This window comes from Bacillus sp. NPDC094106, assembly GCF_044764345.1.
In the GTDB taxonomy this organism is placed as follows: Bacteria; Bacillota; Bacilli; order Bacillales; family Bacillaceae_G; genus Bacillus_A.
Genome location: NZ_JBIWHY010000004.1, coordinates 290,581 through 308,913 on the forward strand (window position 1 = coordinate 290,581; position 18,333 = coordinate 308,913).

An 18,333-nucleotide genomic window follows, 5' to 3' on the forward strand; every position below is an offset into this window, starting at 1 on the left:
TGTATCTTTTTTGCTACCATGATACTACAAGTCAGTGTCACAAATAGCGGGTTAAATATTGTTTTTCTTCCCTATTTAAAAAGGCAATTACCCCAAAGTCTTGAGTACATGTACGAAATAAGAAAGACTAAAATAATAAAAAAGGTTCACCCATGTGGGTGAACCTTTTTTATTATTTTACAGAGATAATTTCTACTTGCATTTCTCCACCTGGTGTTTGGATTGCTACCTTTTCACCAATTTGCTTACCTAATAAGCTTTTTGCGATTGGAGAATCGTTAGAAATTCTTCCTTCAAATGGATCTGCTTCTGCGCTACCAACAATTGTGTAAGCTTCTTCATCACCATCTGGTAATTCTTTAAACGTTACTGTTTTCCCTAATGCTACAACTGTAGACTCTTCACCATTGTCTTCAATGATAACTGCATTACGGATCATATTTTCTAGTTGTGTAATACGTCCTTCTACGAATGCTTGCTCATCTTTCGCTGCATCATACTCAGAGTTCTCAGAAAGATCGCCGAAGCTACGTGCGATTTTAATACGTTCTACAACTTCTTTACGTTTTACTGTTTTTAATTGCTCAAGCTCGTTTTCTAATTTTTGTTTACCCTCTTGCGTCATAGGGTATGTTTTTTCTGTTGCCATGTTTTCCACTCCTTTTATATACCAATCCCCCAAAAAAGAGGAGTTCAATATGAAAACTCCTCCGCTTTATCCTATAGCGGAGGTTCCTAGTACACATGCACTAGCGGAGTTGTCACATACAACCCCGTATTTTCCAATTCTTCCTCATATAAAGAAGATATGTATGGAAAGTTCATATAAATATGCCCTCACCTATAGATAGATGAGGTTGGCATGTTTCATTGTATTCGATAGAAAGGGAAAAAATCCCTTCCTATCGTATATCTTTTACTATGCTATTACAAATTCACTTTTTCTTCAAGAATTGTTGCGATTTTTGTAACCATAATATCAATTGCAACATGATTTTGTCCACCTTCTGGGATAATAATATCCGCAAATTTCTTAGAAGGCTCAATAAATTGATTATGCATTGGGCGTACAACATTCACATATTGTTCAATGACAGAATCCATTGTACGACCGCGCTCTTTAATATCGCGTTGCATACGACGTAAAATACGAAGGTCAGCGTCCGTATCAACAAACACTTTAATATCCATTAGCTCACAAAGACGTGGGTCTTCTAAGATTAGAATCCCTTCTAAAATAACTACATCTTTCGGTTCTACTGGAATAATTTCTTCTGAGCGTGTATGCAATGTATAATCATATACGGGCTTCGCAACCGGCTTATATGAAAGCAACTGCTGTAAGTGCTCAATTAGTAAGTCATTATCAAATGCTAATGGATGATCGTAATTTGTTTTTAAACGCTCTTCCATTGGCAAATGGCTTTGATCTTTGTAATAATAATCTTGCTCCAAAATTAAAATGGAATGACCTTGAAATTGATCAAAAATTGCTTTTGTTACACTTGTTTTACCTGATCCTGAACCACCAGCAATTCCAATTACAACCGGCTTATTCGTCCCCATTCAAATACCACTCTTTCTTATTGATGTATGCTTTTGCGCATCATGTTGTTCACATACACTGGTTGATCCACTTTGAATTTCACGATTTGCAGCGGATGTCTCGCTGCATCTAATTCGTTTCCATCCTCATCCCAAATTTTCTCCACCGTTTGTGTAAAGTTTTCTATTTCTGGTCCAAAGAACTCAACTTCATGGCCAGGTTTGAAGTAATTACGCTGCTCCAACGTCACAATGCCTGTTTCTTCATTATAATCTAACACTAAACCAGCAAAATCATACGTTGTTTTTTTACTATGATTTCCATACATTTGTTCTAAGTGCCCAGGAACCCCTTCAAAGAATGCAGGAGCTGTATCACGATTTGCACATTTATCAAGTTCATCTAACCATTCCTGTTTAAATTCAAAATTATCAGGATCCGCGCAATACGTATCAATTACTTTACGATATACAGTTGCTACTGTTGCTACGTAATGAATAGATTTCATGCGCCCTTCTACTTTCAAGCTGTCAATTCCAATTTCGATCATTTTCGGAATCGAAAGAATTAGATTTAAATCTTTTGGACTCATTGCAAAATGAGCATCGCCTTCTTGGAATAAAGGAAGTTCTTCTGCTTCTTTATATTGTGATACTGTTTGAACTAAGTCATAATCCCAGCGACAAGACTGGCAACAACCACCACGGTTAGAGTCACGTGCTGTCATATGGTTACTTAATGTACATCTTCCAGAGTATGCAATACACATTGCACCGTGGACGAATGCCTCAATTTCAATATCAACATGCTCTTTAATTTCCTTCATTTCTTCATAGCCGACTTCACGAGCTAATACAAGACGGTGTAATCCTTCTTCCTTCCAGTACTGAGCCGCTTTCCAGTTAGACAATGATTGCTGTGTACTTAAATGCACTTCAACAGAAGGTGCTACACGTTTACACGTCTCAATAATAAGAGGATCTGCAACGATAATACCCGTTACACCAGCCTTTTCAATCCCTCTTAAATATTCTTCTAGCCCATCCATATTTTCGTTATGAGCAAAGATATTTGTTGTTACGTATATTTTTGCGCCATATTTCTTTGCAAATTCTACGCCTTCCGCCATTTCTTCTAGCGTAAAGTTACCTGCATTTGAACGAAGACCAAATTCTTGTCCACCTAAATATACAGCATCTGCACCGTAATGAATAGCTACTTTTAATTTTTCTAAATTACCTGCAGGGATTAACAGTTCAGGTTTTTTCACAATAACGCGTTTTCCATCGATTACACGTGAAATTTCTTGTACAGTCATATCCTACACCCTCCTCTTTAGTAAACCGTTTCTTTAAAGAAGAATCCAGTATCTAACCGACGATTCACCGGTTGGATTTCTTCAATTTCTTTATATAAATCGTCTTTCACATCATAATACGCATCACGATCTTCTACACATAAATCAATTGCCTTACGATATTTCTTTGTCACTTCAATAATGTACTCAGAGTTTTTTAGCACACCATCAATTTTCAAGCTATCAATTTCAGCATCAATCAGTTCATCTAACTCATCAATGAAACAAATATCATTTGGACTCATAATATGAGTACCATTTTCATCTTCATAAATTGGATATTTATTATTACGTTCTGGATCATGTAAGAACATATTTTCTTCATATTTTTTCTTTTCAATTTCCAGATTACGATCTTGATACTCAAAATAGTTTCCTACTAATGAACGTTTCGATTGGAACATACATGTCATACCGTGAATTTGTACTTCCAGCTCCACTTCAGCGTTCTCTTTTAATTCAACAATTTCATCTAAGCTTAATTCACGTGCGAGCACAGCACGTTTTGCACCTTTGCGTCCCCAGTAGTTACATGTAAACCAGTTCGTTGCTGTTGTTTCCGTATTCCAATGCATTTTCATATTTGGTGCAACCTCACGCACCGTCATTAATACAGCTGGATCTCCAAATACAACTGCATCTACGTTTACTTCTTGTAAAAATGAAACGTAAGCTTTTAATTCTTCTACTTTGTCGTTATGGAACATAGCGTTCATCGCTACGTATACTTTCATACCATTTTCATGTGCAATCTTTACAGCTTGTTTCACATCCTCACGTGAGAACTCCCCTGCTAAACGTAAGCCAAACTTTTGTTCACCAATCATCACTGCATCTGCACCTGCTTTTGCAAGTGGTTCGATATCCGCCACATTTCTTGGCGTTACTAACAACTCAGGTTTTTTCATTGCATGTCACCCTTTCTTTTTACTCACTGCCACTCCGTCACCAATTGGGAAAATGGTTGTATCATATCCTTCATGATTCATGAGCCACTCGTTATACGTTTTAATTCGTCTAATTAAACCGCGTGTACGTCTATTTTCAATGTGTTCCTTTGTCGTCACAAGACCGTGATATAGTACATTATCTGAAATAATGACACCACCAGGATTTAATAACGGTTCATACAAGTCAAAAAAGCGACGATATTGCCCTTTTGCAGCATCAATAAAAATAACATCAAATGTTCCATGTTCTTTTACTTGTTCACCTGTTTCTAATGCGTCACCATAAATAACGGAAATACGCTCGTTTACAGAAGAACGCTCTATATATTCAAGTGCTTTTTCATATCGATCGCTATTGCGTTCTACTGTTACAATACGCGAATTTGGAATAGATTGCATCATACGAATACTGGAATAACCGATTGCTGTCCCAAGCTCTAATATGCTTGTCGGTCCAATTAAACGTAAAAATTGCAACATAAATTCCATTCCAAGACGATCCATAATCGGCACATGATGTTCACTTGCATACTCTTCCATTTCAAGAATCAGTTCATCTTTTGGATCAATAAATGATAATAGGTACTCGTTAACTGCATCCTCCATAAATGGTCCTCCTTATTTACATGGAGAAGTGCCTCTATGACGTGTCAGTCTTTGTCTTTTCACACATAGAATGCAATAAAAATACAAGCCAGCTTCACCCTTAGCTTGTACGTCCCGTTTTGATATTAAAAACGATTCTTCTGCCAGTTTTTAACCCGATATATTTTACCACAAAAAAGAGGGATATGCGACCCTTTTCGCTCTCCCTCCTATTTTCATTTCTTTTGTGTAATATATTTTTGTTTTAATGCATTGTGCTCTTCTAACGTTTTCGCATAATACACTTCACCATTTGGTGCTGCTAAGAAATAATAATAATCAGTTTGTGCAGGCTCTAACGCTGCTTCTATAGAACGCTTACTAGAATTCGCAATGGGTCCAACAGGTAATCCTTTTACAACATACGTATTATACGGTGAATTTACTTTTAAATCCTCATATAATACACGTTCTTTATGCTTTCCAAGCGCATATAATACCGTCGGATCTGTTTGCAGTGGCATTCCCTTAGCTAAGCGATTATAAAAGACACTAGAGATCTTTTGACGGTCTGTATACCCAGTCGCCTCTTCCTCAATTAAAGAAGATAGTGTTAAGAGCTGATGAACGTCCAACTGCTTTTCTTTCATTTTCGCCTCATTTTGAACAATGAGCGCATTTGTTTTCTCAAGCATCGGCGTCACAATTTCTTCCAAGGTTGTATCTTTTTTATAGAAAGAATATGTCGCTGGATATAAATAGCCCTCTAACGGATATTTAATGTTGCTATCAAAAATCTTGTTCGTCAATAATACCGGATACTTTTGTTGCATCTTTTGAACAAACGCCTTATCGTTTAATTGACGCACAACATCATCTTTATTCCACTTCAATTCCTTCGCAATCATATCTGCAATTTCAACAACTTGTGCACCCTCTTTAACCGTCAGTTTATAGGCAACTGGACGATGCACATTACCCGATGACATTTGTTCCATTACATCATCTACATTCATTGACGAATTTAATAAATATGTACCCGCCTGTAATTTTTTAGATTTTGCTTTTGCATAAAAACTAAATACTGTAGCATTTTTAATAGCGCCTTTTTCCTCTAAAATTTCTCCGATTTGACTTGTAGATGAACCCTTTGGAATCTCGACTTCAATTTCTTTTTTATTTCCGCTATCAACTGGTTTTAATGCAGATAAAATATACGCATAGACTGAGCCACAGACTACAATTAGTGCAATAACTGTTATGAAAAGGGCGCGTCTACGCTTCTTCTTCACTTGATTCTCTATCAAAGTTCTTCCTCCTTATTCCATTGTAGACCATATGTACTTCCTCTATACAATGCTCTACAAAACCAAAGCAAAGCTCATGCATTTGCAAATTTATTTGATACAATCCGTCTTATTATACTATAAATAATTATGTAGTTTCGACAAAAATATCTGTCATTTTACAAATGAATACAAAAAAAGATGGGCTGTCATACAGCCCATCTCTTCATAAATTATTCTTCGCCGTCTTCTTCTGCAGCAAGAGTGTTAAACATTTCTTGTACCATTTCCCACTCTTCTTCAGATTCGATTGGAAGCAATGTTCCACCAGATTCATCTTCGCTTTGCTCATATGCCATTGCATCGTAAATTGGGTCTCCATCTTCGTCAACTTCACCAATTGGGGAGAAGATTACATATGATTTATTCCCAAATTTTTCAGCATCGAAAGTGAAAATAATTTCACATAAATGCTCGTTTCCTTTTTCGTCTACAATTGTAATTTGATTTTCTTCCATTCTGGTCACCTCTTATTTACTATCTAAATATCCTTGTAAAATCACGACTGCAGCCATCTTATCAATGACTTGCTTCCGTTTTTTTCGGCTAACATCAGCCGAAATAAGAAGACGCTCCGCCGCCATTGTTGACAAACGCTCGTCCCATAGTAAAACTTCCAATTGCAACAGTTCACGTAAACTTTGAGCATATTGCTGACATGCTTCGCCACGCGGACCAATCGTACCATTCATATTCTTTGGCAATCCTACTACTATCTTGTCCACATTGTACTGTTTTACTAACTCAGATACCCGATCAAAACCAAAAATTCCTCGTTCTTCATTGATTTTAATCGTTTCTAAGCCCTGTGCTGTCCAGCCCATTTCATCGCTAATTGCAACACCGACTGTTTTTGTACCAACATCTAAACCTAATATCCGCATAAACTACTCCTCATGATGTTGTTTCAAATAAGACTTCACAAGCTCTTCAATTAACTCATCACGTTCAAGCTTGCGAATAATGCTTCGTGCATCTTTATGACGGGGTATGTATGCTGGATCTCCACTTAATAAATAACCGACAATTTGATTAATCGGATTATAGCCTTTTTCTTGAAGTGCATCATACACAGTTAAAAGTACATCGTTTACATGGACACTCTGTTTTTCATCTTGAATGCTAAACTTCATTGTTTTATCAAAACCGTCCATTTTAAGCACCTCACTTATAAGTAGTAAGTATAGGGAGAAGACTTTCTCCTCTCCCTACTATTGTACACTACTATCTCTTTATTTTGAAACAGATTTAACATACTCTTCTACAAATGCTAAAGCTTCATCCACTTGTGCTGGGTTTTTACCACCTGCTTGAGCCATATCAGGACGGCCTCCACCGCCACCGCCACAGCGAGAAGCAACTTCTTTCACAAGTTTACCTGCATGGTAGCCTTGGTTGATTAAATCTTTCGTTACACCTGCTAGGATATTCACTTTATCATCATTTACAGCTGCTAATACAACAACTGCAGACTCTAATTTGTTTTTCAGGTCATCCATCATTGTACGTAAGTTGTTCATATCTGCAACATTTACTTTTGTTGCTAATACATTAACCCCGTCAACTGTAAGAACTGAATCTGTTAAATTTCCAGCTTCAATGTTGCTTAATTTAGCAGCAAGAGATTCGTTCTCTTTTTGAAGTTGTTTCACTTCAGCAAACAGGCCGTCTACTCTTGTTAAAATATCTTTCGGATTTGTTTTCATTTTACTAGCAGCTTCTTTTAATAAACCTACTTGATCGTTCATTAATTCGTATGCTGCTTTTCCAGTTACTGCCTCAATACGACGCGTTCCTGCTCCGATACCAGACTCAGCAACAATTTTGAAAATACCGATAGATGCTGTGTTATCAACATGGCAACCGCCACAAAGCTCTAGGCTGTAATCACCTACTTGGACAACGCGTACAACATCTCCGTATTTTTCACCGAATAATGCCATTGCGCCCATTTCTTTTGCTTCTTCGATTGCTTTTTGAGAAATCTCAACATCAATACTTTCCCAAATTTTTTCGTTTACAATACGCTCAATTTTTTCTAATTCGTCAGCTTGTACTTGACCGAAGTGAGAGAAGTCAAAGCGTAAACGTTCTGAAGTTACAAGAGAACCAGCTTGGTTAACATGTGTTCCAAGTACATCCTTCAGTGCTTGGTGTAAAATATGCGTTGCTGTATGATTTTTCACAACACTGCTACGGTTTTTCGTATCGATAATAGCTTTTACAGCTACTTCTTTCGTTAATGTACCTTCTTCTACAACAACTTTGTGTAAGTTTTGACCATTTGGTGCTTTTTGTACGTCTTTTACAAGAACTTTCACACCGTCAGCAAGAAGGTAACCACGGTCTGCAATTTGTCCGCCGCTCTCAGCGTAGAATGGCGTTACATCAAGCATTAATTGTCCTTCTTCACCTGCTTGTAGGCTATCTGTGTACTCACCATTTTTCACAAGTGCAACAACGTTACTTTCTGTTGCAACTGTACCGTAACCAACGAATTCGCTCGCTACTTTAACTTCTCCAAGGACACCGCCTTGAACTTGCATAGAATCAACGTCTTGACGAGCAGCACGTGCACGCTCACGTTGTTTTTCCATTTCAGCTTCAAAGCCTTCATGATCGACCGTCATACCAGCTTCTTCTGCGTATTCTTCTGTTAATTCAATTGGGAAACCGTATGTGTCGTATAGACGGAACGCATCTACGCCAGAAATAGCAGTTGTTTTTTCTTCTTTCGCTTTTGCAATTACTTCAGCTAAAATTGCTTCACCATCATGAAGTGTTTCATGGAAACGCTCTTCTTCATTTTTCACAACTTTTGCGATGAAATCTTTCTTTTCAAGTACTTCTGGATAGAAGTCTTTCATTACTTCTCCAACAACCGGTACTAATTCAAACATAAATGGACGGTTGATGTTTAATTTTTTCGAGTAACGAACAGCACGGCGTAATAAACGACGTAATACATAACCACGGCCTTCGTTAGATGGAAGAGCACCGTCACCAACAGCGAATGTTACTGTGCGGATATGGTCAGCAATTACTTTAAACGCCATATCTTTTTCTAAGTCACCATTACGATACTTCTCACCAGAAATCGTTTCTGTTGCGCTAATCATCGGCATGAATAGATCTGTATCAAAGTTCGTAGGCACATCTTGAACGATAGATGTCATACGCTCTAGACCCATCCCTGTATCGATGTTTTTCTTAGGAAGCGGCGTATATGAACCGTCTGGATTATGGTTAAATTGAGAGAATACAAGGTTCCATACTTCTAAGTAACGCTCGTTTTCTCCGCCTGGATATAATTCTGGGTCACTAAAGTCATTACCGTAAGCTTCTCCACGGTCATAGAAAATCTCTGTATTCGGTCCACTTGGTCCTTCACCGATATCCCAGAAGTTTTCTTCTAAACGGATGATACGCTCTTTTGGAACACCCATTTTCTCATTCCAAATTGTGAATGCTTCTTCATCTTCTGGATGGATTGTAACTGATAGTAATTCTTTATCGAATCCGATCCATTTGTCGCTTGTTAAAAACTCCCAAGCCCATGTGATTGCTTCTTCTTTAAAGTAGTCGCCAATTGAGAAGTTCCCTAACATTTCAAAGAATGTATGGTGACGAGCTGTTTTCCCAACGTTTTCAATATCGTTTGTACGAATTGATTTTTGTGCATTTGTAATACGTGGGTTTTGCGGGATTACACGGCCATCAAAGTATTTCTTTAATGTCGCTACACCACTGTTAATCCATAAAAGAGATGGATCCTCGTGTGGAACTAATGATGCACTTGGTTCAATTGCATGCCCTTTCTCCTCAAAAAAGTCTAAAAACATTTGACGAATTTGTGCGCCTGTTAATTGTTTCATCTATATTTCCTCCTTTAAGAAATTCCATAAAAACAAAAAACTCCCGTCCCTATAAAAGGGACGAGAGTTAACTCGCGATACCACCCTAATTATGAAATAAAAAGCGGAAGCGTCTCGCTTAAAAGCGGAAGAAATTGGACCAGTCGAACCGAAAGACGCTTTTTGTCTTTCAGTGAGATTGGGAAATTTCGGAGCTTTTAGACGCTGAAGCTAGATTGCATACCATAATATGCATTTATTCCATCACCTCATGGTGCCGTAACGTGGCAAGACGGCAGGGATTAACTGCTCTCAGGATTAGCGTTCTGTCACCCTTCATTTAAAGCTTCTTTCAGCCATTGGAAGCTTCTCTCTGAAAATGGACTGTAACATACTCATTCCGTCATCAATTTCACAACATATATAATACATTTTATTATATAAACTTATATAAGTTTATGTTATATGCCAAAATTGTAGCGAATCCGTTTCCATTTGTCAATGTTTCCAGAGTGGCTTTATATGAACAACTACTGTTCGAATCACCGCTAAAATAGGAACTGATATTAAAAGACCTATAATTCCGCCAACTTCTCCGCCGACTAGTAGTGCAAGCATAATAACAACCGGGTGCATACGTAGTGATTTCCCAACAATATACGGGGATAAAATGTTACTTTCAACAAATTGTAAAATGGCAAGCGCAATACTAGCTTTCACAAAAAGATTTGTAGACACTGTTGCTGCAATCATCAACGTCGGAATTGCTCCTAAAATTGGTCCAAAGTAAGGAATAATATCGGTAACTCCAACAATAATGCCAAGTAGTAAAGGATATTTCATACCGATAAACCAAAAGGAAAGAGCAGACATTCCTCCTAAAACTAAACAAACAAATAATTGTCCTCGAATATAACTTCCAAGTGATTTATCAATTTCTTTTGTCAACTCTTGTCCTGTACTACGCCATTTTTGTGGAATAATATTCCAAAAAGTACGATAAAATTCTCCATAATCTTTTAATATGTAAAATACAATGAATGGAATTAAAAAGATGATGAGCAATGAATCCAATATACCACGCGCTGTACTCATCATTTTATTTAATAACGCCTGTATCTTCATTTCAATTCCAATAAAAACTTGCGTTACTTTCTCATGAATAAACGATGGAAAATTGTCTGTCTGCTCTGTCACACCATCCATCCACGAATCATACATTTTCATAAACTGTGGAAATTGCTTATTGATTTCTTGCAGCTGTGCCATCACAATCGGTGTTCCTTTATAAATCCCATACCCAAGACCACCAAAAAAGAGAATATAAATAAGCAAAATAGCCAGTGTACGTGGCATTCCTTCTTTATGTAATTTTTCAATTAAGGGATGCAGTAAATATGCAATGAAACAAGCAATAAAAAACGGTGTAATTGCCACCTTAAACACAAATATAATCGGCGCCCATAACGGTTTAATTTTTAAAAAAACGAGCAAACATAGAAACACCAATAACAGTAATCCTAATCGATAGATCCAAATGATTTTAAGATTCTTCAAACGAAAAACCTCCTCCATCCTTATTTTGAAAAGAAATAGAGAAGGTTATGTGTAAAACTTTAAAAAAAATAAGCGTACTAAAATATTTTCATACAGCCCATACTGTTTCTAAAAGACTTACATATATTTAACATAATAAGGACAACCACTCTGAGACTACAGCAAATCACAAATATGGTCAGGAGGAATACAATGGTTTGGCTTATGTTAATTTTATCGGCACTTTGCATGGTTCTTGAATGGGTCTGTATTGGATTTGGTATTTGGAAGGGGCTCTTCACGCGTTCGCCGCGAAAGGAGCGAGCAAAACAACTGTGGTATTACGGAGTTCTCGGGATCGGATGCTACGGACTTTCTTACCTTTTTTCGGAAATTGGACTTTTTTATTTATATACGAGCGCATGAAAAAAACTCCCTATTAGGGAGTTTTTCATTTATAAAAATGATTATAGATAAGACTTAATCATTTTACGTGCTTTTCTCATATTGCGTTTAGAAAACATATCTTGTTTACGTGCATATTGATATGCCGCAGCCCCAATACCTAATGCGATTAATGAATTGCGTAGATTCAAAGTAAATCCCCCTTTTGATTATCCAATCGTTCGTTCATTCTCATCAAATAAATCATCAAGAGAACTAAGCGAACCATCTTCTTCTACTTGATGCGTATGGATTTTCCCCTTTGAAACCGATAATTCAATATAACAGTTCCAGCAATAAAATTGGTTGACACCTATTTTTCCAATGTCTTTCCCTTTGCAATTTGGACAACTGAACATATGGCTTTCATCTCCTTACAAACTCCCAGTTTCTATTCGCCATTATGTCCAAACTGCATTCATTTATACATATTAGAACTGCTCTTACACTTTCAAAATAACGTTATACGCATCGAAAGATTCACTATATAATTTCACCTTACTACATAAAATCATACGGGGAAATGTTTTCCACATCCATCTCTTGACCATCAATCGTAACCATTTGCACTTCTCCTTGCGACTCCTGCAGGCGACCAGCTAGCGTTGTTTGACGCATTGCATCATCGAGACGATTCACACCGGATTGAAAGGCTGATTCTTCACCGCAAATAATTAAAAACTTTTTACTTCTCGTAATCCCTGTATAGATTAAATTTCGGCGCAGCATACGATAATAGCTCTTTACAATCGGCATAATTACAATTGGAAATTCACTACCTTGTGATTTATGAATCGAGCAACAATATGCATGCGTAATTTGATTTAAATCTGGCTTTATATACGTTACTTCAATCCCATCAAATGAAACGACAACCATATCTTGTTGCTCCACATTCTCTTTCGCATAAAATACAGAAACAATTTCTCCGATATCACCGTTAAAAACTTGACTTTCCGGCTGATTGACTAATTGAAGAACTTTATCTCCTACTCGGTATACAACATCACCATAAGCGATTTCTCTGCTCTTTTCTTTTTTAGGATTAAATACTTCTTGAAGCACCTCATTTAACACATTAATCCCCGCAGGTCCACGGTACATAGGTGCTAACACTTGTACATCTCTAGCACTGAATCCTTTCGTTTTAGCGTTTTCACATACTTGCTTTACAACTTCAACAATTTGAGCTCCTGTACATCCAATAAACGAGCGATCTTTTTTATTTTGTGCTAAATCTGGCGGCAATGTACCATTCTTTATTGCATGGGCAAGCTGAATGACAGACGAACCTTCTGCTTGACGATAAATTTCCGTTAATTTCACTGTTGGAATGGCACCTGCCTCTAATAAATCCTTTAATACTTGTCCAGGTCCTACAGATGGTAATTGATCTTCATCACCTACAACAATGACTTGCATATTTGTTGGTAATGATTTAAACAATTGATTCGCAAGCCAAATATCCACCATTGAAAACTCATCAATAATAAGCAATTTTCCTTGTACAGGGTCCGTTTCGTTACGCTGGAAAGATCCTTCTGGCGTCCAGCCAAGTAAACGATGAATTGTGCAAGCCGGAAGCCCCGTTGACTCACTCATTCGCTTTGCTGCTCTTCCCGTCGGAGCTGTTAAAAGAATCGGAAACGGATTATCATCACTATAATCTTTTGGGTTTAACGATAGCCCATGTAGTGACGCATACATTTCAACAATTCCTTTAATAACCGTTGTCTTCCCTGTTCCTGGTCCACCAGTTAATAACATCATCGGCTTATGAAGCGCCGTTTGAATTGCTTCTTGCTGAAGCGGTGCATACTGTACTTTTAGCTGTTCTTCAATTTTCCCTAGCGTCAATAACACTTCTGCTTCAGGAAATGATGGTGTCTCTTCTTGATTCATAAGACGACGGATTGACTTTACAACGCCTTTTTCAGAATAGAATAAAGAAGCTAAATAAATGCGGTCTTCTTCTATAATGACTTTTCCTTCACCTTGCATCAGTTCCACGCACTCTACAATATCTTCCTCCGTTACGGCACCTTCTTGATTATTTAAAAGCGAAATGGTTTCCCATACAAGTTGTCCCTTTTCCATATAAACATGCCCATCTTGCAGCGAAACATTTTCTAGTGTATAAAAGCATCCCGCTCGTACGCGGTCATTATGATTTCCTGATATCCCCAGTGCTCGTCCTATATCATCCGCTCTTCCAAAGCCTATTCCATCTACTTCCTCAATAAGCTGATACGGATTATTTCGAATTACTTCAAGTGTCATTTCTTTATACTGCTGATAAATCTTAATTGAGAGCTTCGTTCCAAAACCATAACCATTTAAAAAGCTCATGACCTTTTCAAGCCCTTGATGTTCGATAATCGTGTCGTATATTTCTTGTGCTTTTTGCTTGTTTACAACACCTTCTAGTGCAGCTGGGTCATCCATAATTTTAGAAATCGCATGTTCTCCAAGATGGTCAACAATCTTTTCTGCTGTTCGTTTCCCGATTCCTTTAAATAAATCACTTGCTAAGTATTGCACCATACCTGCTTTCGTTTGGGGCAGTTCCTTTTTAAACGTTTCAACTTGATATTGCTTTCCATACTTTGGATGGTCTTTAAAGTGACCTGTCAATGTAAACACTTCATCTTCATGCATACGGGGAAAGTGACCATTGATCATCACTTTTTTTTCGTCGTATGTTTCATTTGTTTCAATGATTTTCATACTGACAACGGAATAGAGGTTTTCTTCGTTGTGGAAAATGGTATGAAGAACTTGTGCTTTTATAAATTTTTGCTCTTCCTCAAACAAATCCATTGCATGTTGATTTCCCATTTGTCCTCTCCTTTCCGGTTTCTCTCACTCTAACGAGCAGTACAGCCCCCACCTTTTGACTTACCATTAGATGAGGGGTAACTGCGCGTTAAAGCATCATTTTTATTCTCCTTCTTGCTCCAATAAACGAATTCCATTCCCTGCTAAAAAGTGATCTGGTTGAATTGCAGTCGCCTTCTTAAATAAAGCAAGTGCTTTCTCGTTATTTTCTTCGAACACGTAAGCAACACCTAGATTATAATACGCATCCGCATACTCTTCGTCCATTTGTAATACCTTTTCAAAATAAGGTTTTGCCTCTTGAATATGTTCTAGTCGTGCAAAGCATAATCCGCACTGAAATACCGCTTCTACATCCGTCTCATCTAATTCAGTCGCCCTTTGTAAAAACGGCAACGCAAGACGATCATTTCCAAGCTGCACATGTGTAATACCAAGCATAAATGTCACATCAGCTGATTGTAATCCAGCTTGTATTGCTTGCTCGAACGCAAATTTTGCTTCTGCAAATTGCTCTTGTCCATAATATATGTTTCCTAGCCCATAATAGGCAGTAGCTGATTTTTCATCTAGCTCTAATGCACGTTTATAAAATAAAATTGCACGCTCACTATCACCTAACACATCTAATAAATTCGCAAAGTTAATGTACCCAAGCGCATCTTTCGGATTCTCTTCAATTGCCTCTGTAAAATTTTTAGCTGCTTCTTCCCAGTTTCCTTCTTGCATATATTGAATGCCTGCTTCAAGTTTATTTGACATGATCTTCACCTCTACAACAAATTATAACAAAGAATCTATTTTCCGAGCGAACAAAAATTCGCGTTTATAAAGTGAAATTTTAATCAGCCCTCACCAATCGGGCTTTTACGGGTAGTTTATCTCCCACCTCACTTCTTTAGAAAAGCGGAAGCGGCTCGCTCAGAATCGCAGGACGTTGGAGCCCCCTACAAAGAGGCTCTTTTTACCTCGTCCGAGGGGGCGAAACAACCGGAGATTCTAGCCGCTAGAGCTGGACAATGCTTTCACCGAATTTTAAAGCGGGAGTATTACTGCCCGTTCATGCGGGATAAAAAAGAAACCTCTGACCGCTAATCGGCAGAGGCTTCTCATTTTTATCCTAAATAGTCTAATTTCTTACCACTACGATATACTTCATCAATTGTAGCGCCGCCTAAGCATTCATCTCCATCATAGAAGACAACTGCTTGTCCTGGCGTAATTGCGCGAATTGGTTCGTCACAAAGAATACGAATCGTATTCTCATCAACGATTTGAACCGTTACTTTGTTATCCTCTTGACGATAACGGAACTTCGCTGTGCATTTAAATTCCTTTTCTTTAGCCCTGTTGCTTACCCAGCTTACATTTGTAGCAATGACTTCATCACCATATAGAAGCTCATTATGGAATCCTTGATCAACATATAAAATGTTTTCTTTCAAGTTTTTCCCAACAGCAAACCACGGATCACCATTACCACCAATACCAAGACCATGGCGTTGTCCAATTGTATAATACATAAGACCGTCATGTTTCCCTTTCACTTCACCAGATAATGTTTGCATCACACCTGGTTGAGCTGGCAAGTAGTTGCTTAAGAAATCTTTAAAGTTACGCTCACCGATAAAGCAAATACCTGTACTATCTTTTTTCGTCGCTGTCGCTAAACCAGCTTCTTTCGCCATTTCACGAATTTGTGGTTTCTTTAATTCACCTAACGGGAACATCGTTTTTGATAATTGCTCTTGGCTTAATTGATTTAAGAAGTAGGTTTGATCCTTATTATCATCAACGCCGCGAAGCATTTTACATTCGCCGTCCATATAAGCAACACGTGCATAATGACCTGTCGCTACATAATCAGCACCAAGCGCAACCGCATGCTCTAAAAAGGCTTTAAATTTAATTTCTTTGTTACACATTACATCTGGGTTTGGTGTACGACCAGCTCGGTACTCATCTAAAAAGTACGTAAATACTTTATCCCAGTATTGTTTTTCAAAATTTACTGCATAATATGGAATGCCAATTTGATTGCACACTTCGATTACATCGTTGTAATCTTCTGTTGCTGTACAGACACCATTCTCGTCTGTATCATCCCAGTTTTTCATAAAAATCCCGATTACATCATAACCTTGCTCTTTTAATAAAAGAGCTGCTACAGATGAATCGACGCCACCGGACATCCCAATGACAACGCGTGTTTCGTGAGGTAGTTTGTTCATCACGTCACCTCCCATGCTAGTTTTGTGTTAATCGCTTCACGATTTTCACTGTTTCGTACGCCGCTTTTTCCACTTGTTCTTTCGTATTGCCAAGACCAAAGCTAAAACGTACGGATGAACGTATTTGATCGGATTCTTTTCCAAACATCGCTACTAACACATGTGAGGGATCAATAGAACCAGCTGTACATGCAGAACCACTTGATACTGCAATACCTGCTAAGTCTAAGTTTACAAGAAACGGTTCAATATCCATTCCTGTGAAACTTACATTAAATACATGTGATAAGTGATGCTCTAAGTTTCCGTTTACCTCAAAAGTAATGTCTTCTTTTTTAAAGACAGATACCATTATATCTTTAAATTCTTCATATTGGGCACTTTTTTGCTCACGTGTTTCTTCCGCAAGAAGAATAGCATGCTGAAGTCCAGCAATACTAGGTACATTTTCCGTACCTGCACGGCGTTTTCGCTCTTGCTCACCGCCTGTTAATAAAGGTTCAAATTTCACCCCTGTGCTAGCATATAAAAATCCTACACCTTTTGGACCATTAATTTTATGAGCTGAAATGGATAATAAATCAATGCCTAATTTTTTCACATCAATTGCTGTTAGGCCATAGGCTTGTACAGCATCCGTATGGAAATAAGCTTGATGTTCTTTTAACAGTTCTCCAATTTCCGCAATCGGTTGAACTGTTCCCACTTCATTGTTCCCAAACATAACCGATACAAGAATCGTTTGATCTGTTACTGCCTCTTGCACATCAGAAATTTGAACACGCCCCGTTTTATCCACAGGTAAATACGTCACTTCAAATCCTTCGCGTTCTAGCACTTCACATGTATGCAAGATTGCATGATGTTCGATCTTTGTTGTAATAATATGATTTCCTTTATGGCGATTTGCACGAGCTACACCTAAAAGCGCTAAATTATCAGCCTCTGTGCCGCCGCTTGTAAAAATAATTTCATTTGGATTTGCATTGATGCTGCGTGCACAAACGCGTCTTGCCTCATCTACAGCGTGGCGCGCTTGACGTCCATAAAAATGAATACTAGACGGATTACCAAACGTCTCTGTCATATACGGAATCATCTTTTCGACTACTTCTGGGTGAAGCTTAGATGTCGCAGCATGATCTAAGTAAATGCGTTCCATCAGATCTCCTTCTTTCCAAATCGTTTCACAAGGAATTAAATGTAAAACATGTAACCCCCATGATTTTCTTCCTCATAACGTACTAAATCTTCTAAAGTTGTACTATCTAATACTTCTTGCACTGCGTCACGAACACGCATCCACAATTGGCGTTGTGCTGGCTCTTCCTCTTCTAGCATTTCCACAACACTAATCGGTCCTTCTAGTACACGAATTACGTCACCAGCCGTAATATTAGCTGGTTGGTCAGATAATACATAACCACCATATGCACCGCGCGTACTTTTTACAAGACGAGCGTTACGAAGTGGCGAAATTAATTGTTCTAAATAATGCTCAGATAAGTCGTGCGCCTGTGCAATTGATTTTAATGAAATTGGGCCTTCGCCAAACTTTTTTGCAAGATCAATCATAATTGTTAAACCGTAGCGGCCCTTCGTTGAAATTTTCATCTATTTCGCACCTCTTTTCAGAATTTCACTTC

Annotated in this window: 19 protein-coding genes; 1 reads left to right on the forward strand and 18 read right to left on the reverse strand. The window is 37.9% G+C overall.

Annotation, left to right across the window (positions count from 1 at the left end; all coding sequences use genetic code 11):
* Positions 1–172: 172 nt before the first annotated feature.
* From greA to ACIQ7L_RS08390, 11 genes are all read right to left on the reverse strand, one after another.
* Positions 173–649, reverse strand: coding sequence for a transcription elongation factor GreA (greA, locus tag ACIQ7L_RS08340; RefSeq protein WP_097897006.1), 477 nt, complete (start codon positions 647–649; stop codon positions 173–175).
* Positions 650–927: 278 nt separating this feature from the next.
* Positions 928–1,566, reverse strand: a complete 639-nt coding sequence (udk, locus tag ACIQ7L_RS08345; protein ID WP_097897007.1) for a uridine kinase — start codon at positions 1,564–1,566, stop codon at positions 928–930.
* Between the two features lie 17 nt (positions 1,567–1,583).
* On the reverse strand, positions 1,584–2,864 hold the full coding sequence (locus tag ACIQ7L_RS08350) for a peptidase U32 family protein (protein WP_400568115.1): 1,281 nt from the start codon (positions 2,862–2,864) through the stop codon (positions 1,584–1,586).
* Positions 2,865–2,881: 17 nt separating this feature from the next.
* Complete coding sequence (locus ACIQ7L_RS08355) at positions 2,882–3,811, reverse strand: peptidase U32 family protein (protein WP_400568117.1); 930 nt, start codon at positions 3,809–3,811, stop codon at positions 2,882–2,884.
* Positions 3,812–3,817: 6 nt separating this feature from the next.
* The gene (locus ACIQ7L_RS08360) at positions 3,818–4,459 is read right to left on the reverse strand and encodes an O-methyltransferase (protein WP_400568119.1); all 642 of its coding nucleotides are present in this window, start codon (positions 4,457–4,459) and stop codon (positions 3,818–3,820) included.
* 215 nt (positions 4,460–4,674) lie between these two features.
* Complete coding sequence (gene mltG / locus ACIQ7L_RS08365) at positions 4,675–5,745, reverse strand: endolytic transglycosylase MltG (protein WP_400568121.1); 1,071 nt, start codon at positions 5,743–5,745, stop codon at positions 4,675–4,677.
* Positions 5,746–5,957: 212 nt separating this feature from the next.
* Positions 5,958–6,242, reverse strand: a complete 285-nt coding sequence (locus tag ACIQ7L_RS08370) for a DUF1292 domain-containing protein (RefSeq protein WP_400568123.1) — start codon at positions 6,240–6,242, stop codon at positions 5,958–5,960.
* A gap of 12 nt (positions 6,243–6,254) precedes the next feature.
* Positions 6,255–6,668 (reverse strand): Holliday junction resolvase RuvX, encoded by a 414-nt coding sequence (gene ruvX / locus ACIQ7L_RS08375; protein WP_400568125.1) that lies wholly within the window; start codon positions 6,666–6,668, stop codon positions 6,255–6,257.
* Between the two features lie 3 nt (positions 6,669–6,671).
* Positions 6,672–6,938, reverse strand: coding sequence for an IreB family regulatory phosphoprotein (locus tag ACIQ7L_RS08380; RefSeq protein ID WP_097897014.1), 267 nt, complete (start codon positions 6,936–6,938; stop codon positions 6,672–6,674).
* 78 nt (positions 6,939–7,016) lie between these two features.
* A complete protein-coding gene (gene alaS / locus ACIQ7L_RS08385; RefSeq protein ID WP_400568127.1) occupies positions 7,017–9,659 on the reverse strand; it encodes an alanine--tRNA ligase in 2,643 nt (880 codons plus the stop codon).
* A gap of 477 nt (positions 9,660–10,136) precedes the next feature.
* Positions 10,137–11,213: an AI-2E family transporter gene (locus ACIQ7L_RS08390; RefSeq protein ID WP_400568129.1), complete on the reverse strand. Its 1,077-nt coding sequence runs from the start codon at positions 11,211–11,213 to the stop codon at positions 10,137–10,139.
* 174 nt (positions 11,214–11,387) lie between these two features.
* Between ACIQ7L_RS08390 and ACIQ7L_RS08395 the strand changes: the two genes are divergently transcribed.
* Entirely contained in the window at positions 11,388–11,600 is a 213-nt protein-coding gene (locus ACIQ7L_RS08395; RefSeq protein ID WP_400568131.1) for a hypothetical protein, read from the forward strand.
* Positions 11,601–11,641: 41 nt separating this feature from the next.
* Here the strand turns inward: ACIQ7L_RS08395 and ACIQ7L_RS08400 are convergent, their stop codons facing one another.
* The 7 genes from ACIQ7L_RS08400 to cymR form a co-directional block, all read right to left on the reverse strand.
* Entirely contained in the window at positions 11,642–11,770 is a 129-nt protein-coding gene (locus tag ACIQ7L_RS08400) for a YrzQ family protein (protein ID WP_400568133.1), read from the reverse strand.
* A gap of 18 nt (positions 11,771–11,788) precedes the next feature.
* Entirely contained in the window at positions 11,789–11,977 is a 189-nt protein-coding gene (locus ACIQ7L_RS08405; RefSeq protein WP_000490499.1) for a hypothetical protein, read from the reverse strand.
* A 142-nt stretch (positions 11,978–12,119) separates the two neighbouring features.
* Complete coding sequence (gene recD2, locus ACIQ7L_RS08410; protein ID WP_400568135.1) at positions 12,120–14,456, reverse strand: SF1B family DNA helicase RecD2; 2,337 nt, start codon at positions 14,454–14,456, stop codon at positions 12,120–12,122.
* Between the two features lie 102 nt (positions 14,457–14,558).
* Positions 14,559–15,218, reverse strand: coding sequence for a tetratricopeptide repeat protein (locus tag ACIQ7L_RS08415; protein ID WP_400568137.1), 660 nt, complete (start codon positions 15,216–15,218; stop codon positions 14,559–14,561).
* A gap of 353 nt (positions 15,219–15,571) precedes the next feature.
* A complete protein-coding gene (gene mnmA, locus ACIQ7L_RS08420; RefSeq protein ID WP_400568139.1) occupies positions 15,572–16,687 on the reverse strand; it encodes a tRNA 2-thiouridine(34) synthase MnmA in 1,116 nt (371 codons plus the stop codon).
* Positions 16,688–16,703: 16 nt separating this feature from the next.
* The gene (locus ACIQ7L_RS08425) at positions 16,704–17,849 is read right to left on the reverse strand and encodes a cysteine desulfurase family protein (RefSeq protein WP_400568141.1); all 1,146 of its coding nucleotides are present in this window, start codon (positions 17,847–17,849) and stop codon (positions 16,704–16,706) included.
* Between the two features lie 35 nt (positions 17,850–17,884).
* The gene (cymR, locus tag ACIQ7L_RS08430) at positions 17,885–18,301 is read right to left on the reverse strand and encodes a cysteine metabolism transcriptional regulator CymR (RefSeq protein ID WP_097897023.1); all 417 of its coding nucleotides are present in this window, start codon (positions 18,299–18,301) and stop codon (positions 17,885–17,887) included.
* Positions 18,302–18,333 lie beyond the last annotated feature (32 nt).

Coding starts and splice junctions, on each gene's coding strand:
- ACIQ7L_RS08405 (WP_000490499.1), bottom strand. CDS start 11,977: ATGTTCAGTTGTCCAAATTGCAAAGGGAAAGACATTGGAAAAATAGGT.
- recD2 (WP_400568135.1), bottom strand. CDS start 14,456: ATGGGAAATCAACATGCAATGGATTTGTTTGAGGAAGAGCAAAAATTT.
- udk (WP_097897007.1), bottom strand. CDS start 1,566: ATGGGGACGAATAAGCCGGTTGTAATTGGAATTGCTGGTGGTTCAGGA.
- ACIQ7L_RS08380 (WP_097897014.1), bottom strand. CDS start 6,938: ATGGACGGTTTTGATAAAACAATGAAGTTTAGCATTCAAGATGAAAAA.
- mnmA (WP_400568139.1), bottom strand. CDS start 16,687: ATGAACAAACTACCTCACGAAACACGCGTTGTCATTGGGATGTCCGGT.
- ACIQ7L_RS08425 (WP_400568141.1), bottom strand. CDS start 17,849: ATGGAACGCATTTACTTAGATCATGCTGCGACATCTAAGCTTCACCCA.
- alaS (WP_400568127.1), bottom strand. CDS start 9,659: ATGAAACAATTAACAGGCGCACAAATTCGTCAAATGTTTTTAGACTTT.
- cymR (WP_097897023.1), bottom strand. CDS start 18,301: ATGAAAATTTCAACGAAGGGCCGCTACGGTTTAACAATTATGATTGAT.
- ACIQ7L_RS08360 (WP_400568119.1), bottom strand. CDS start 4,459: ATGGAGGATGCAGTTAACGAGTACCTATTATCATTTATTGATCCAAAA.
- greA (WP_097897006.1), bottom strand. CDS start 649: ATGGCAACAGAAAAAACATACCCTATGACGCAAGAGGGTAAACAAAAA.
- ACIQ7L_RS08395 (WP_400568131.1), top strand. CDS start 11,388: ATGGTTTGGCTTATGTTAATTTTATCGGCACTTTGCATGGTTCTTGAA.
- ACIQ7L_RS08415 (WP_400568137.1), bottom strand. CDS start 15,218: ATGTCAAATAAACTTGAAGCAGGCATTCAATATATGCAAGAAGGAAAC.
- ACIQ7L_RS08355 (WP_400568117.1), bottom strand. CDS start 3,811: ATGAAAAAACCTGAGTTGTTAGTAACGCCAAGAAATGTGGCGGATATC.
- ruvX (WP_400568125.1), bottom strand. CDS start 6,668: ATGCGGATATTAGGTTTAGATGTTGGTACAAAAACAGTCGGTGTTGCA.
- ACIQ7L_RS08390 (WP_400568129.1), bottom strand. CDS start 11,213: ATGGAGGAGGTTTTTCGTTTGAAGAATCTTAAAATCATTTGGATCTAT.
- ACIQ7L_RS08350 (WP_400568115.1), bottom strand. CDS start 2,864: ATGACTGTACAAGAAATTTCACGTGTAATCGATGGAAAACGCGTTATT.
- ACIQ7L_RS08370 (WP_400568123.1), bottom strand. CDS start 6,242: ATGGAAGAAAATCAAATTACAATTGTAGACGAAAAAGGAAACGAGCAT.